This window comes from Brevibacterium sp. p3-SID960, from assembly GCF_025144725.1.
Classification (GTDB): domain Bacteria; phylum Actinomycetota; class Actinomycetes; order Actinomycetales; family Brevibacteriaceae; genus Brevibacterium.
On the sequence record NZ_JALXKS010000034.1, the window covers coordinates 1 to 14,704 of the forward strand.

Genomic DNA, 14,704 nt, shown 5'->3' on the forward strand with positions numbered 1-14,704 from the left:
TGAAGCCCCAGGTGGCACCGGCACCGTGGCTGCCGGCTGCGGCCTGCAGACGGGGCGGGGGGGGGGGGGGGGGGGGGGGTGCGGGGGGGCCGGGTTCCCGGCTAACACGGTCGTCCCGGAGAGCACGGTGCAGGCCTGGGCGGAAGACACCGAGAGCACCACCCACCAAGGACACGAAGAAGGAGGAGAAGACATGGACAGCACCGGGCACGAGGGCCACGACGCCGGGGCCGGGCCGCTCGGCCTGGGCATCGCGCAGGACGGCTACCAGCTCACCGCCGTCACCGCCCCGGACGCCCTCAGCGCCGACGGTGAGCTGTCGCTGACGGTCACCGGCCCGGACGGCAAGCCGGTCACCGACTACGAGCTGGAGCACGAGAAAGAGCTGCACCTGATCGTCGTCCGCGCCGACGGCACGCATTTCCGTCACATCCACCCCGAACGAGGCGCCGATGGCGCCTGGTCGATCCCGTGGCAGTGGGAGGCGGCCGGCACCTACCGGGTGTTCGCCGACTTCGTACCCGCCGAGCACGGCGAGGGCATCACCCTGTCAACGGCCGTGCAGGTGCCCGGCGACTACGACCCCGCCGCGGCCGAACCGGTCACCGAGACCACGGTCGAGGGGTTCGACGTCACGGTCGAGGGTGATCTGGTCGCCGGTTCCGCGTCGGAGCTGACCATGACCGTCACCCGTGAAGGGGAACCGGTCACCGCGCTGGAGCCGTACCTGGGGGCGTTCGGCCACCTGGTCGCCCTGCGCGACGGCGACCTGGCCTACCTGCACGTCCACCCCCACGGGGATGCACCGAAGGCCGGTGAGACCTCCGGGCCTCAGATCGTGTTCGAGGCGACCGCTCCCACGCCCGGCCGGTACCTGCTCTACCTCGACTTCCAGGTCGACGGGCAGGTGCACACCGCGCCGCTGGTGATCGATACCACCGGTGGGGCCGAGGGCGAGCACGGCGGCGGGCATGAGGAAGGAGGAGACCATGACCACGGCGAGTGATCCGATCATCAGCACGAACAGTGTCGAGCTGCAGATCGGCGGGATGACCTGCGCCTCCTGCGCGAACCGGATCGAGAAGAAGCTCAACAAGCTCGACGGTGTCACCGCGTCCGTGAACTACGCGACCGAGAAGGCCAGCGTCACCGCCCCTGCGGACTATGACCCGCAGCTGCTCATCGCCGAGGTGGAGAAGACCGGCTACAGCGCCGATCTGCCCACCCCGAAGGGAACAGCTCCCGAGTCCGGTAGTAACGGCGAGGGCGAGTCGCGTGAGGATGCCGAGCTGCGCAGCCTGCGGCAGCGCCTCATCGGCTCGGCCGTCCTGGCGGTACCGGTCATCGCGATGGCGATGATCCCCGCGCTGCAATTCGACTACTGGGGCTTCGCTTCCCTCGCGCTGGCAGCACCCGTGGTGGTGTGGGCGGGCTGGCCGTTCCACAAGGCCGCCTGGATGAACCTCAAACACGGTGCCGCGACGATGGACACCCTCATCTCCGTGGGCACGACCGCGGCGATGATCTGGTCCCTGGTGGCGCTGTTCTTCGGCACCGCGGGCGATCGCGGCGTCGTCCACCCGTTCGAGTTCACCATCTCCCGCTCCGACGGGCTCGGGCACATCTACCTGGAGGTCGCCGCCGGGGTGATCACGTTCATCCTGCTCGGCCGCTACTTCGAGAAGCGCTCCAAGCGCCGTGCCGGGGCCGCCCTGCGTGCCCTCCTGGAGCTCGGTGCGAAGGAAGTCTCCGTCCTCCGGAACGGGAAGGAGGAACGCGTCTCCATCGACGAGCTGAGCGTGGATGATGAGTTCGTCGTCCGGCCGGGCGAGAAGATCGCTACCGACGGCGTCATCACCTCCGGCAGCTCCGCGATCGACGCGTCCATGCTCACCGGCGAGTCCGTGCCCGTCGAGGTCGCCGAGGGCGACACCGTGACCGGTGCGACCGTGAACGCCGGCGGGCGCCTCGTCGTAAAGGCCACTCGGGTCGGTGCGGATACGCAGCTGGCGCAGATGGCCAAGCTCGTCGAGGACGCCCAGTCCGGTAAGGCCGAGATCCAGCGTCTGGCCGACAAGGTGTCCGGGGTGTTCGTGCCCATCGCGATCGCCGTCGCCGTGGCCGCGCTCGGCGCCTGGATCGGTGCGGGCTTCCCGCTCTCGGCCGGGTTCACCGCCGCGGTCGCGGTGCTGATCATCGCCTGCCCCTGCGCACTCGGCCTCGCCACCCCCACCGCACTGCTGGTCGGCACGGGCCGGGGCGCGCAGATGGGTGTGCTCATCAAGGGCCCCGAGGTCCTGGAATCGACCAAGAAGGTCGACACGATCGTGCTGGACAAGACCGGCACCGTCACCACCGGCAAGATGACCCTCACCGAGGCGATTCCCGCCGAGGGTGTGGACCGGGGTGAGCTGCTGCGCATCGCCGGCGGCCTGGAGGACTTCTCTGAGCACCCGATCGCGCAGGCCATCGCCGCCGGTGCCACCAGCGAGGTCGGCGAGCTGCCTGCCCCGGAGTCGTTCGAGAACATCGAGGGCAAGGGCGTGCAGGGCGTCGTCGATGGCCACGCCGTCGTCGCCGGCCGCGAGTCGCTGCTGGCGGACTGGTCGATCCACCTGGACGACACTCTCCGGACTGCGAAGCAGGAGGCCGAATCGCAGGGCAAGACCGCGATCGCGGTCGGCTGGGACGGGCAGGCCAGGGGCGTGCTGGTCGTCTCCGACCAGATCAAGCCGACCTCGGCTGAGGCGATCCGCCAGTTCACGGAGCTGGGCCTGACCCCGGTGCTGCTGACCGGTGACAACCAGGCGGTGGCCGAGCAGGTTGCCGCCGAGGTCGGCATCACCCAGGTCATCGCTGAGGTCCTGCCCAAGGACAAGGTCGATGTCGTCACCCGCCTCCAAGGCGAGGGGAAGACGGTGGCGATGGTCGGTGACGGCGTCAACGACGCCCCCGCCCTCGCCCAAGCCGACCTCGGGCTCGCGATGGGCACCGGCACCGACGTCGCGATCGAGGCCGCCGACATCACCCTGGTGCGCGGCGACCTGCGCGCCGCGGCGGACGCGATCCGACTCTCCCGGAAGACCTTGGGCACGATCAAGACGAACCTGTTCTGGGCCTTCGCCTACAACACCGCCGCGATCCCGCTGGCCGCGTTCGGGCTCTTGAACCCGATGCTCGCCGGTGCCGCGATGGCGCTCTCGTCCGTGTTCGTCGTCTCCAACAGCCTCCGGCTGCGCACCTTCAAGGCCCGCGCGGACGACGCCTCCACTCCGGCACCGGCCGGAGCGGCGGCGGCTCGCGAGCCGGTCGCCGCCTGAACCATCAATTGTCATCACCCAACCACGAAAGGACCTATCCGATGACTGCACACGAGAACCTCAACCTCACCGACACCTCCGCCACCTCGGGAGGGGGCTGCTGCGGCGGCCACGCACCGAGCGCTGAGGCGGTCGCCAAGACCCCGGAGGCGGAGATGGCCGAGTGCCCGGTCATGGCCGGCACCCCGGTCGTGAAGGCCGACGCCGAGGCCGCCGGTCTCTACCGCGACCACAACGGCCAGCGGTACTGGTTCTGCTGCGCCGCCTGCGGCCCGCTGTTCGACGCCGACCCCGACCGGTACGCCAACGCCGCCTGAGAGACCACCAGAACAACCCGGGTTCCGTGCCTCCCGCACCCGGTGGAAGGCACGGAACCACCCGCATCCCATGAGCAAGGAGTTCTCCGTTGAACACGCGCATGACCACCCTCATCGCCGCAGGCATTCTCGGCAGCAGCCTCGCCCTGGCCGGCTGCTCCGCCGCAGACGAACCCGCGGAGCCCTCGGCGTCACAGAGCGAGGACGCACACGGCGGCCACGACGGTATGGATCATCCCGCCGACGGCGGCCCGGTGCCCGAGGGCATGACCGAAGCGGTCGACCCCGAATACCCCGTGGGCACCGAGGTCACTCTGACCGCCGACCACATGGAGGGCATGGACGGCGCCACCGCCACTATCGTCGGCGCCTACGACACCTACACCTACGCGATCGACTACACCCCGGTCGGCGGCGGTGAACCGGTGACCGACCACAAGTGGGTCGTCCAGGAAGAACTCCAGAACCCCGGCGATGAGCGCCTGGCCGATGGCACCGAGGTCACCGTCACCGCCGATCACATGGACGGCATGGACGGCGCGACGGCGACGATCGCGTCCTCGACCGACGAAACCGTCTACGTCGTCGACTACGAAGCAGACGGCATGGAGATGACGAACCACAAATGGGTCGTGGAAAACGAGATACAGCCCGCCTCCTGACCCCGCAGGAGCATCCGGGCTGGAGCGAAGAAAAGGGACGGACAGAACATGAGCGAGAAGCACGCCCACCACGGCACCGAGGTCGATGAGCACACCGGCCACCACAGCCACGCACAGCACCACGAGCACAACGCTCACCAGGGGCACGGCACCCATACCGAGCATGGCGGCCACGAGACTCATACTGGTCACGACCATGCCGGGCATACGGACCACGGCGGGCACGGAGGCCACTCTGGGCACGAGGGGCACGGTGATCACGTCGGCCAGTTCCGCCGGCTCTTCTGGATCATGCTGGTTCTCGCGGTCCCGGTCGTTGGGTTCAATGACATGTTCGCCCACCTCCTCGGCTACCACCTGCCCGACGCGGAGTGGGTTTGGTGGGTCTCGCCGATCCTCGGCACCGCCATCTACTTCTGGGGCGGCTGGCCCTTCCTCACCGGCGGACTGAGCGAGATCCGCTCCCGCAAGCCCGGCATGATGCTCCTGATTGCCCTGGCGATCACGGTCGCGTTCGTCGCTTCCTGGGGTGCGAGCCTGCACATCCTGCACCATGAGCTGAACTTCTGGTGGGAACTGGCGCTGCTGGTGGTCATCATGCTGCTGGGTCACTGGATCGAGATGCGCTCGCTGGCTCAGACCACCTCCGCCCTGGATTCCCTCGCAGCTCTCCTGCCCGACGAGGCGGAGCGGGTCGATGGCGACGAGGTTGTGAAGGTGGCACCAGCGGACCTGCGGGTCGGCGATGTAGTCATCGTGCGACCCGGAGCGTCCGTACCGGCCGACGGCAAGATCGTCGACGGCAGCGCCAGCATGGACGAGTCGATGGTCACCGGCGAGTCCAAGACGGTGCGCCGCGAGGCCGGCGAGAACGTCGTGGCCGGCACCGTGGCGACCGACTCCGGTCTGCGCGTCGAGGTCACCGCCACTGGTGATGACACTGCCCTGGCCGGAATCCAGAAGCTCGTCACCGACGCCCAGGCCTCCTCCTCCCGCGCCCAGCGCATCGCCGACACCGCGGCGGCCTGGCTGTTCTGGTTCGCCCTGGGAGCCGCAGTGATCACCGCGCTCGCATGGACGCTGCTGGGAATGCCCGACGCCGCGGTGGTGCGCACCATCACCGTACTGGTCATCGCCTGCCCACACGCCCTGGGCCTCGCGATCCCGCTGGTCGTCTCGATCGCGACCGAGCGCGCCGCCCGAGGCGGGGTACTCATCAAGGACCGGCTCGCACTCGAGTCCATGCGCACCGTCGACGCCGTGCTGTTCGATAAAACCGGCACCCTCACCAAGGGAGAACCCACCGTCACCGCGATCGATCCCATCGAAGGACGTGACGAAGACGACGTGCTCGCCCTGGCTGCGGCGGCCGAAGCCGATAGCGAACACCCGCTGGCCCGCGCCATCACCGGAGCCGCCAGATCCAAAAGAATCCAGGTGCCGAAAGCCTCGGACTTCTCCTCGTCCCCGGCCGTGGGAGTCAAGGCCACCGTCGATGGCGCCGTCATTGAGGTCGGGGGCCCCTACCTGCTCGACCAGCAGAACCGAGATGAGCTGCCGGTGGCCGACCAGTGGCGGGAGGAGGGCGCGATCATCCTCCACGTCCTCGCCGACGGCGACGTGATCGGCGCGCTGCGGCTCGCCGATGAGATCCGTCCCGAGTCCCGCGACGCCGTCGACGCCCTACACTCCGCCGGTGCTCAGGTCGTAATGATCACCGGCGACGCGCAGGCCGTCGCCGACACCGTAGCCAGGGATCTCGGCATTGATCGGGTCTTCGCGGGCGTGCGCCCCGAGGACAAGGCCGCGAAAGTCAAGGAACTCCAAGACGAGGGCCGCAAGGTCGCGATGGTCGGCGACGGCGTGAACGATGCCCCCGCATTGGCCCAGGCCGACGTCGGCATCGCCATCGGCGCAGGCACCGACGTCGCCATCGGTTCCGCAGGCGTGATCCTCGCCTCCTCCGATCCGCGCTCAGTGCTGTCGGTGTTCGAACTCTCCCGCGCCAGCTACCGAAAGATGAAGCAAAACCTGTGGTGGGCCGCAGGGTACAACCTGATCTCCGTGCCACTCGCGGCGGGCATTCTCGCGCCGATCGGGTTTGTGCTGCCGATGAGCATCGGCGCGATCCTGATGTCGGCCTCGACCGTCGTCGTCGCGCTCAACGCGCAGTTGCTCCGGCGCCTGAACCTCGATCCCGCGGCCAGCGCGCGGCGGCTACTCAACCGCTCCGAGTGATCCGGAACGTCCCTATCGTCCATGAGGAGACCGATGATGAGCACCCTGTCCCTTCCTTCCGGTCACGCTTCCGAGAGCGCGGCCGACCGCGGCTACATCAGCGACAAGGCCCGCTACCTCGCTCGCCTCAGGCGCATCGAGGGGCAGACCCGCGGCATCCACCGCATGATCGATGAGGACGCCTACTGCATTGACATCCTCACCCAAGTAAGTGCGATCACCTCTGCACTGGAGAACGTCGCGATCGGTCTCCTCGATGACCATCTCAGGCACTGCGTCACCGGCGCCATCCGGAACGGTGAGACCGCAGCCGATCACAAGATCGATGAGGCATCCCAAGCCATCGCCCGACTGATCAAGTCCACCTGAAGGAAGGAAACCGATGCGACTCCTTACCCGCATGACCTCGGCCATAGCCCGATCCTTCGAGGCCGAGCTCACCGTGCGCCGATGCTGCCAGGCTGTCCGTTGGGCACTCACCATCCGATCCGCCGGCAGTCAGCAAGAGTTGCCGTGAGGCGCCTCTCGAACGATCCGCATTCAGCTGCGGTCGATCCCTGAGTCAGACAGCAGCAATGAGTGACCGCACGACTCTCCCCACCCTTGTCTGCCCGCACCCGCACCGTTCATCGCCCCATCGGGCCTGCCGCATATGACTGCGTGCAACTCGTCGTCGTGCGCGATGGCACGGCGATCGTGTTCTCCGAGTTCGGTGAGCAGCCGGTCAGCTTCGGCGACGCGATCCTCCTCGGACCCCACGTGCTGTGCGGGATCGAACCGGAGGGGCAGCTGACTGTCACGACGATCTACATCGACACCGATCTCGCGTTGGATCAGTTCTTCTGGCAATACTCCACGATCCTGCACGATCGACTGGACGCGCAGGGCTTCGCCGAGAAGGCCTATTCCGAACCGGCCCAAGTGCTGCATCTGGGCCGCGACCGGGCGGGCCTGATGCTGCCGTGGCTCGATGAGCTGGTCGCCCTCAGCACCGAAGACCAGTTCCATGAACGCTTCCCCCGGTTGCAGTCGCTCTGGTTCGCGATCGTGGACGTCATCGCCCCGTATGTCCGCATCTCGCCGGTTCGGCTGACCAGGTTGCAGCGTGCCCGCTCCCGCCCGGTCTCTTCTCATGAGCGAGCGCTTGGACCGTTACGCCGCGAGGCGATGCTCGTGCGCGATGCGCTCCATCGTGATGTCGCCTACCCGTGGACATTGACAGAGCTGGCCGAGCTGGTGCAGCTCTCCCCGAAGCAGCTCGCCCGCGTGTTCACTGCCGCGTTCGGTAAGACCCCGACCGCCTATCTGACGATGCTGCGCGTGCAGGAGATGGCGCGCCTCCTGCGGGAGACGAACGTCACCGTCGCGGCGGCTGGGCAGCGAGTCGGGTGGCGTAGCCGGTCGCGTGCGATCGAGGCGTTCACCGCACACACTGGCGTGACGCCGAGCCGGTACCGCGACATGCGGCCGGTCGTCGCCGACATGCCCTGAGCACCCGATCTCCGCGTTTCGGGAAGCGGACAGATCGGCCGGGAAAATCCCGGTCAGGACGGCTTCTCCTTCTCCCCGGCGCGGCCCGTGGGTAAGCCGGTATGTCCTACGTCAGGTGCCTCCGCGTTCCTGACGGCCAACCTACCGACTTCGCTGTTCGCTGACCGTCTGACTCGCCGGAAGCTCCTGGCTCACCTCGCTGGTGCAAGGCCAGCAGCCCCTCGTGCGGCTGGCCACTCGGGAGGAGGCCGACGATGGCGACGAGGGAGGAAACCCGCCAAGCGCGGGAGGCGAAGCTCGACGAGCTCCACGACAAGCTCACCGGCGCGGTCGAGCGGCTCGTCACCGGCGAGAACTGGGCCGACGCGCTCCGATTCGCGGCGCGGTTCCGGTCGCGGTCGTTCAACAACGTCCTGCTGATCTGGACGGCTCATATGGAGGCGTTCGAACAGGGCCGAGTGCCTGAACCTTTCCCCACCCTGGTCGCCGGATACAAGCAGTGGCAGCAACTCGGCCGACAGGTCGAGAAAGGCCAGGCTGGGTATCAGATTCTCGCACCAGTGACGGGCAGATTCGCCTCCGCGAACCTCGCCGACGCAATGTCGTGGCGGCGGCTGAACCGAGGTGAGAAGCCGAAGCCGGGAGAAACAGTGCGCACCCGGATGGTCGGAGTGCGACCGGCCTACGTCTGGGATGTCTCCCAGACCAGCGGTGAACCGATCCCCGCACGACCCGAGCCTCAGCTGCTCAAAGGCGAAGCCCCGGCAGGGCTCCGTGACGGCCTGGCCGATCAGGTGCGAGCGGAGGGGTTCGAGCTGCTGTGGGTGCCGCACGAGGGCATGATCGGCGGCGCGAACGGGCGCACGAACTTCACCGAGAACTGGGTCGCGGTGCGCACGAACATGGACGACGCCGCGCAGGTGAAGACCCTCGCCCACGAGCTCGCCCATGTCCTGATGCACGGCCCTGATCAGCAGGAGGCCCGGCAGCATCGCGGGATCGGGGAGGTCGAGGCCGATAGCGTCGCGCTGATGATCGGCGCCGCTCACGGGATGGACACCAGCGAGTACACGATCCCGTACGTCGCGGGCTGGGCGGCGGCCGTGGATGGGAAGAACCCGGTCGAGGTGGTGCAGGCCGCCGGGGAGCGGATACGGAAGACCGCTCTCGATGTGCTCGACCGGCTCGACACGGAGCAGGTGAGCAATGGCATCCCGCCCGGCCTCACCCGAGACGCACCCCAGCAGCAGGCGCAGCGCGAGCGCCCCCGCACCGCGTCACGAACACGCGAGCCCGAGGAGCCTCAGCCTGAGCTCGCGACACCAGAGCGGGGGCTGTGATGGCTGCCCGTGACCTGTCGGCGATCTTCCTCAACGCCACCGAGCAGCCACTCCCGCACGCGGCCCGTGAGCTTGCGGTCGCTGGGGTGCCGGTGTTCCCGGTCGCGCCGCGCGACAAGGTGCCGCTGATCCGCCACGGCCGGGGCTTCCGGGATGCGACGACGAACCTGCGCCAGGTGGAGGCGTGGTGGCGTAGTTCGCCACACGCGAACATCGGGATACCCACCGGCCGAGTCTCGGGCCTGTCGGTGGTGGATGTGGACGTGCACGGCACGAACGGCTACGACGCCCTGAACCGCGCAGACCGCGCCGGGCTCGTGAGCGGGTGGGAGTTTCTGGTGCGCTCGCCCACGGGTGGCCTGCACCTCTACTACCCAGCCGCCGACGAGATGGAGCAGCGGTCGTGGCAGGCCGGGGATGCGGGGATCGACTTCCGCGGCGACGGCGGCTACATCGTCGCCCCACCCTCGCTGCGGGTGATCGACGGCGAGATGGTGCCCTACCGGATCACCGGGCTCGGCACCGAGCCTGCACACCCGCTGGAGGCGGGACGGCTGCGGCGTTTTCTCGAACCGCCCAGACCGCCGCGCCGATTCCTGCCTCGGGTGCGCGGGCAGGGGCGGACCGATCCGCAGAAGCTCGCGAACTGGCTGGGCGGAGAGCGCACCGACCGGAACCGGAAGCTGTTCTGGGCGAGCTGCGTCCTCGCCGAGGAAGGCGTGCCCTATCGGGATGCGCTGGACGCGATGCTCACGGTCGAGCAGCCCGACTTCGGGCAGCGGGAGATCACCCGCACCGTCACCTCCGGCTACAAACGCATCCACGGCGATCCGCCCTCAGTCCGTGGGAACAGAGCGCCCCTCGGCGGGCCTGCGCGCGCCACCGTCGGCGCATCTCAGGAGCAGCGGCTTGCGCCGGCGAGGGGGCTGTGATGGAGCGGTGGCGCGGGTGGGCGGTGGTCACGGCCGCGTCGGGAACCGTGCTCATCGGGGCAGGCGCGTTCTGGCTGTCGTTCACGGCGCTGGCCGACCTCGCCGTGCGTTCCGGGATCGGGGGCGGGCAGGCGTGGATCTGGCCGCTGCTGGTCGATGGGCTGATCGTGGTCGCGACCGTTGCCGTGGTCGCTCTCGATGGGCACCGGGCGGCCTGGTATCCGTGGGCGCTGCTCATCGGCGGCGCACTTGTCTCGGTGATCGCGAACGCCGCTCACGCCCTGGTCACCGCCGAGGCGTCCGCGCCGGGCCTGCTCGCCGCGACCGTCGCCGCCGTCCCGCCACTGGTGCTGCTCGCGTCCACCCATCTGACCGTCGTGCTCATCCGCTCCACCCGCACCACGACTACACCGCCGCAGACCGAGGAGCCTCTGCCGGCTCTGCCGGCAGGCACCGCGCCCGATACCCCGGCCCCGCGCTCGGCGACGGAGCCCGACGATCCCTCACCGCAGCACGAGGACGAAGTAGGCCCGACCGCGCCCACGACGCCCGAGTCCCACGAGTCGGCTCCGACGGGGGTTGGTGCTGATCGGCGGGAGCGGGCGGCGCGGCTGCGGGAGGCGGGCTGGTCGAACAAGCAGATCGCCCGCGAACTCGATGTGCACCCCTCGACTGTGGGCCGCTGGTTTCCCCGACGGCCCGAGGCCGAGGTGTCTGAGTCGTCCGGCCCGCAGGAGGCCGGCACCCCACCTGAACATTCCGAGGAGGAACCGTCATGAACACCGAACAGCACCCGCACGACCAGCAGTCGCCCGAGCAGCCGCCACCATCCGAGGCGGCAGGGCCGGAGCGGCCTGATCCGTCGGCGGGGATGGCGCCCGAGGCGATCCAGGCCGCCGACGTCGACCGCGAGAAGCAACCCACGGAGGGCGTGGACGTGGAGAGGCCGACGCGCGGGGTGGACTGGGTGCGCGCCTCCGACCTGCTCTCCCGTGGCAGCGGCTATGTGTCGCGGCGTGGCATCGACCTGGACGCCAAGCTCGCTCGTGGGACCCGGCACGGCATCGCGGTCAGCGCCAAGTATGTCGGTCGGCAGATCGCCGCGGGCGCGAGGCGGCTGCCGCCGGTCTCGGCGTTCGGCCGCGAGGAGCCCGCGCCCGAGGCGCCGGGTCTGGGCAGGAAGTGACCCAGGGGTGAGCCGTCATGTCTACGATCCGACGTTCTTTCCCTGACCGCCCCGCAGTTCGTGGGAGCCGGCGTGCACCTGCCTGGCAGGAGGTGCCGAGATGATCCCGCACACAACGACCGCCGCCGGCCCGGGCGGCGAGGACTACACGACCGGCGAGGGACTGCGCGCCCTGCTGACCCGGCTGCACGAGGAAGGGCCGGGAGCGTGGCGCACCGATCCGACCGCCGCGAAGCTGATGCAGTACGCGGCCGACAAGTACGCCGCTCTGGCGCGTAAGCACGGTCTTGATCCGTGGGAGGCGGCGGGTGCCGCGTTCGATGTGATGCGCACCCGTTCCGCGCGCGAGGCCGATGACCCGTGGGGCGTGGTCACCCACGCGGTGCGGATCACCTGCATCGCCGAGGAGCGCGCCCAAGGCCTGCTGTGCTCGACGCATCAGGCGCGCCGCCCGCACTACTCGGTCTTCCACGACGCCGAACGCCTCTCCGACCGGGACAACCCGCTGGATGACTACCATCCCGCGTTCCACATCACCGACCCCCACCCCGACGACGAGCACGAGGGCCAAGATGAGCGGGAGGTGGTGGAGCCGGCGGGGGTGGTCACGTCGGCGTCTGGTGCGGTGGAGGACGCGATCGCGTTCGTCACCGTCCTCGGCTGGCCGGCCCAGACGGCCCGCGCCGCGGTCGAGCATGTCTGCCACGCCCTCGCCCGTACCGGGTCGCGGCAGTCGGCGTTCGAGGTGCTGCGCCGCGACCAGCACTCCCGCGCCCTGCTCGATCTGCCCGGCTCCTCGTGGACGGCGCTGCTGCGGGCACTGCTCGGCAACCCCGCCCCCGGGGTCGCAGCCACCTCGGCGGGACGGGGCATCCTGCTGCGGTTGCTGATCGGTGAGACGCTGCCGGTGCTGCTGCACGACGACGACCTCGTGCTCACCGTGTCGCTGGCGGCACCCCGGAATGGGGGCCGGCGATGAGTATCGAGCTGGAACGGGCCGTGTCGTCGATCAGGGTCGGGAACCGGCACCGTACCGACCTGGGCGATATCGACGCTCTGGCCGCGTCCATCGCCCGCGACGGCCTGCTCCAGCCCCCGACGATCACCCCGGACGGGGTGCTCGTGTGCGGCCGGCGCCGGCTCGCCGCGATCCAGCAGCTCGGCTGGCGGACCGTGAACGTGTGGGTGCGGCAAGGAATCTCGAACCGGCTCGGGCATCTCCTCGCAGAGCAGGACGACAACCTCCTGCACAAAGACCTCACCCCACTGGAAGCAGCGTCCCTCTACCGGGAGCTCAAGACCCTCCTCGCTGAGGATGCGGCGCGTCAGGCTCGGCACCGCGCACCGCCACGAGGTGTGGGCGAGCGTGGAGGACTCGATCCTGCTGATCGGCCCGCCCCGCTCCGGCAAGGGCCTGCACCTGATCATCCCCGCGATCCTCGACGCACCCGGCGCCGTCGTCACCACCAGCACCAGGCCGGATAACGTCACCGCCTTCCTGCGCGCCCGCAAGCGCATCGGCCCGGTGGCGGTGTTCGACCCGCAGCATCTCGCCGAGGGTCTGCCGGCGGGGATGCGGTGGTCACCGATCCGGGGCTGCGAGTCCCCGCAGACCGCGATGATCCGCGCCGCCGGCCTGGCCTCTGCCACCGGCTTGTCCGCGGGCGGGGTCGAAGGGGGTGACTTCTGGGAAGGCAAGACCCGCGCCGCGCTGCAAGCGCTACTGCACGCCGCCGCCCTCGACGGCCGCTCACCGTCTGAGCTGTTCCGGTGGACCCTCGACCCCACCTCGGCGGCAGATGCGGTCGCGATCCTCACCAACCACCCCGACGCCGCGACCGGATGGGCGGACTCGCTCGCGTCGATGATCGACGCCGACCCGCGCACCCGCGACTCGATCTGGCAAGGCGTCAGCCTCTCTCTCGCGGCGCTGGCCGATCCAAGGGTGCTCGATGCGGTCTCACCCGCCGAGGGTGAAGAGTTCGACCCCGAGGCATTCATCCGTAAGCGCGGCACCCTGTTCCTCCTCGCCACCGGCGCCGGCGCCGGGAACAGCGCCGCACTCGTCGCCGCGCTGGTCGAAGACCTCGTGGAGACCGCCCGTCGCATGGCCGCCCGCTCGACGGGTGCCCGGTTGGACCCGCCGCTGCTGTTGTGCCTGGATGAGATCGGGAACCTGGCGCCTCTTCCCAGCCTGCCGACGTTGATGGCCGAGGGCGGTGGCACCGGCATCACCACCCTCGCCGTGCTCCAGTCCCTGGCGCAGGCGCGGGACAAGTGGAACGAGCACCAGGCCGGCGCGATCTGGGATGCGTCCATCGTGAAAATCATCCTCGGCGGCGCCTCCAACAGCCGCGACCTCCAGGACCTCTCCACGCTCATCGGGGAACGCGACGAGCTCACTGACACCACCACCGTCGGCGACCACGGCTCCCGCTCCAACCAGCGCAGCGTGCGGCGGGTCGCGATCCTGCCGCCCGATCACATCCGACGCCTGCCGTTCGGCACCGCGGTGACCCTGCTGCGGTCGGCGCCCCCGATCATCACCGACCTGCGGGCCTGGCCCGCCCGCCCCGACGGCAAACAGATCCAGTCGGATCGAGCCGAGGTCGAACAGCTCCTGCACAACGCCCACCGCGAGTAGACGACGCCGGCGGGCCTGGGGTGGTCGGGTGCACCTGTCTGCCACGAGCAGCCCCGACGACGAGCGGGCGGCATGAGCAGAGCAGGAGCACACGATGAGCGAGCAGAAACCAGACGTCGACCCGGAGATCGGTCAGGCGTTCTACGGGTTCGTCGCCTCCGAACCGCAGCTGACCTGGCATGACGGCAAGCCGCGCCTGTACTTCAAGGCGGGGCAGGAGCACTACGAGTACGGCCCGGACGGGTCGCGCACCAAGCTGCCGACCACCTTCCACGATGTCGTCGCGTTCCGCGGCGCCGCGAAGAGCGGTGGCGAGATGCTGTCCAAGCAGGACTGGTTCATCGCGCACGGCCGCCTCGAAACCAGCACGAACCCGAACACCGGGGTGGAGAGCAAGGAGTTCATCGCCAACCGGTTCGGCCCCGACGCCGCCCGGATGAACATCGAGATTGGCACGCCGCGCCGGTTGTCGCAGATGGGGTCCCCGAACCCGCAGCAGCCGCAGCGTCAGGGCGGGTTCGAGCCGCCCGAGCAGGGACAGCCCGCCCACGAGCAGCCCTCACGGGCCATGTGA

General features: G+C 69.4%; 13 protein-coding genes and 2 pseudogenes. All 15 read left to right on the forward strand.

Annotation, left to right across the window (positions count from 1 at the left end; genetic code table 11):
* Window positions 1–193 precede the first annotated feature (193 nt).
* Complete coding sequence (locus M3B11_RS10245) at window positions 194–1,006, forward strand: heavy-metal-associated domain-containing protein (protein ID WP_311197804.1); 813 nt, start codon at window positions 194–196, stop codon at window positions 1,004–1,006.
* Entirely contained in the window at window positions 990–3,320 is a 2,331-nt protein-coding gene (locus tag M3B11_RS10250) for a cation-translocating P-type ATPase (protein WP_259877370.1), read from the forward strand. The genes M3B11_RS10245 and M3B11_RS10250 overlap by 17 nt, the downstream gene beginning before the upstream one ends.
* Window positions 3,321–3,361: 41 nt before the next feature.
* Window positions 3,362–3,637, forward strand: a complete 276-nt coding sequence (locus M3B11_RS10255; protein WP_094452372.1) for a YHS domain-containing protein — start codon at window positions 3,362–3,364, stop codon at window positions 3,635–3,637.
* Between the two features lie 89 nt (window positions 3,638–3,726).
* Window positions 3,727–4,299, forward strand: a complete 573-nt coding sequence (locus tag M3B11_RS10260) for a YdhK family protein (RefSeq protein WP_175406850.1) — start codon at window positions 3,727–3,729, stop codon at window positions 4,297–4,299.
* A gap of 48 nt (window positions 4,300–4,347) precedes the next feature.
* Complete coding sequence (locus tag M3B11_RS10265; RefSeq protein ID WP_396121558.1) at window positions 4,348–6,537, forward strand: heavy metal translocating P-type ATPase; 2,190 nt, start codon at window positions 4,348–4,350, stop codon at window positions 6,535–6,537.
* 33 nt (window positions 6,538–6,570) lie between these two features.
* Window positions 6,571–6,906, forward strand: a complete 336-nt coding sequence (locus tag M3B11_RS10270) for a metal-sensitive transcriptional regulator (RefSeq protein ID WP_259877371.1) — start codon at window positions 6,571–6,573, stop codon at window positions 6,904–6,906.
* 210 nt (window positions 6,907–7,116) lie between these two features.
* Window positions 7,117–8,028: a helix-turn-helix transcriptional regulator gene (locus M3B11_RS10275; RefSeq protein ID WP_311197809.1), complete on the forward strand. Its 912-nt coding sequence runs from the start codon at window positions 7,117–7,119 to the stop codon at window positions 8,026–8,028.
* 254 nt (window positions 8,029–8,282) lie between these two features.
* Complete coding sequence (locus M3B11_RS10280) at window positions 8,283–9,368, forward strand: ImmA/IrrE family metallo-endopeptidase (protein WP_259877372.1); 1,086 nt, start codon at window positions 8,283–8,285, stop codon at window positions 9,366–9,368.
* A complete protein-coding gene (locus M3B11_RS10285; protein WP_081374425.1) occupies window positions 9,368–10,300 on the forward strand; it encodes a bifunctional DNA primase/polymerase in 933 nt (310 codons plus the stop codon). Before M3B11_RS10280 ends, M3B11_RS10285 begins: the two co-directional genes overlap by 1 nt.
* Window positions 10,300–11,079, forward strand: coding sequence for a DUF2637 domain-containing protein (locus M3B11_RS10290; RefSeq protein WP_259877373.1), 780 nt, complete (start codon window positions 10,300–10,302; stop codon window positions 11,077–11,079). Before M3B11_RS10285 ends, M3B11_RS10290 begins: the two co-directional genes overlap by 1 nt.
* A complete protein-coding gene (locus M3B11_RS10295) occupies window positions 11,076–11,486 on the forward strand; it encodes a hypothetical protein (RefSeq protein ID WP_073117036.1) in 411 nt (136 codons plus the stop codon). The genes M3B11_RS10290 and M3B11_RS10295 overlap by 4 nt, the downstream gene beginning before the upstream one ends.
* Before the next feature lie 100 nt (window positions 11,487–11,586).
* Window positions 11,587–12,465, forward strand: a complete 879-nt coding sequence (locus tag M3B11_RS10300; RefSeq protein ID WP_073117035.1) for a hypothetical protein — start codon at window positions 11,587–11,589, stop codon at window positions 12,463–12,465.
* Window positions 12,462–12,819: pseudogene (locus M3B11_RS10305) on the forward strand (ParB N-terminal domain-containing protein); the annotation flags it as partial. The gene M3B11_RS10300 and the pseudogene M3B11_RS10305, both read left to right, overlap by 4 nt.
* Window positions 12,811–14,130 (forward strand): annotated as a pseudogene (locus tag M3B11_RS10310) (type IV secretory system conjugative DNA transfer family protein); the annotation flags it as partial. The pseudogenes M3B11_RS10305 and M3B11_RS10310, both read left to right, overlap by 9 nt.
* A 94-nt stretch (window positions 14,131–14,224) precedes the next feature.
* Complete coding sequence (locus M3B11_RS10315) at window positions 14,225–14,704, forward strand: hypothetical protein (RefSeq protein ID WP_019157673.1); 480 nt, start codon at window positions 14,225–14,227, stop codon at window positions 14,702–14,704.

Bases quoted from the DNA above. Each gene is read 5' to 3' on its own strand.
- M3B11_RS10245 (WP_311197804.1), top strand. From the start codon at position 194: ATGGACAGCACCGGGCACGAGGGCCACGACGCCGGGGCCGGGCCGCTC.
- M3B11_RS10250 (WP_259877370.1), top strand. From the start codon at position 990: ATGACCACGGCGAGTGATCCGATCATCAGCACGAACAGTGTCGAGCTG.
- M3B11_RS10255 (WP_094452372.1), top strand. From the start codon at position 3,362: ATGACTGCACACGAGAACCTCAACCTCACCGACACCTCCGCCACCTCG.
- M3B11_RS10265 (WP_396121558.1), top strand. From the start codon at position 4,348: ATGAGCGAGAAGCACGCCCACCACGGCACCGAGGTCGATGAGCACACC.
- M3B11_RS10270 (WP_259877371.1), top strand. From the start codon at position 6,571: ATGATGAGCACCCTGTCCCTTCCTTCCGGTCACGCTTCCGAGAGCGCG.
- M3B11_RS10280 (WP_259877372.1), top strand. From the start codon at position 8,283: ATGGCGACGAGGGAGGAAACCCGCCAAGCGCGGGAGGCGAAGCTCGAC.
- M3B11_RS10285 (WP_081374425.1), top strand. From the start codon at position 9,368: ATGGCTGCCCGTGACCTGTCGGCGATCTTCCTCAACGCCACCGAGCAG.
- M3B11_RS10290 (WP_259877373.1), top strand. From the start codon at position 10,300: ATGGAGCGGTGGCGCGGGTGGGCGGTGGTCACGGCCGCGTCGGGAACC.
- M3B11_RS10295 (WP_073117036.1), top strand. From the start codon at position 11,076: ATGAACACCGAACAGCACCCGCACGACCAGCAGTCGCCCGAGCAGCCG.
- M3B11_RS10300 (WP_073117035.1), top strand. From the start codon at position 11,587: ATGATCCCGCACACAACGACCGCCGCCGGCCCGGGCGGCGAGGACTAC.
- M3B11_RS10315 (WP_019157673.1), top strand. From the start codon at position 14,225: ATGAGCGAGCAGAAACCAGACGTCGACCCGGAGATCGGTCAGGCGTTC.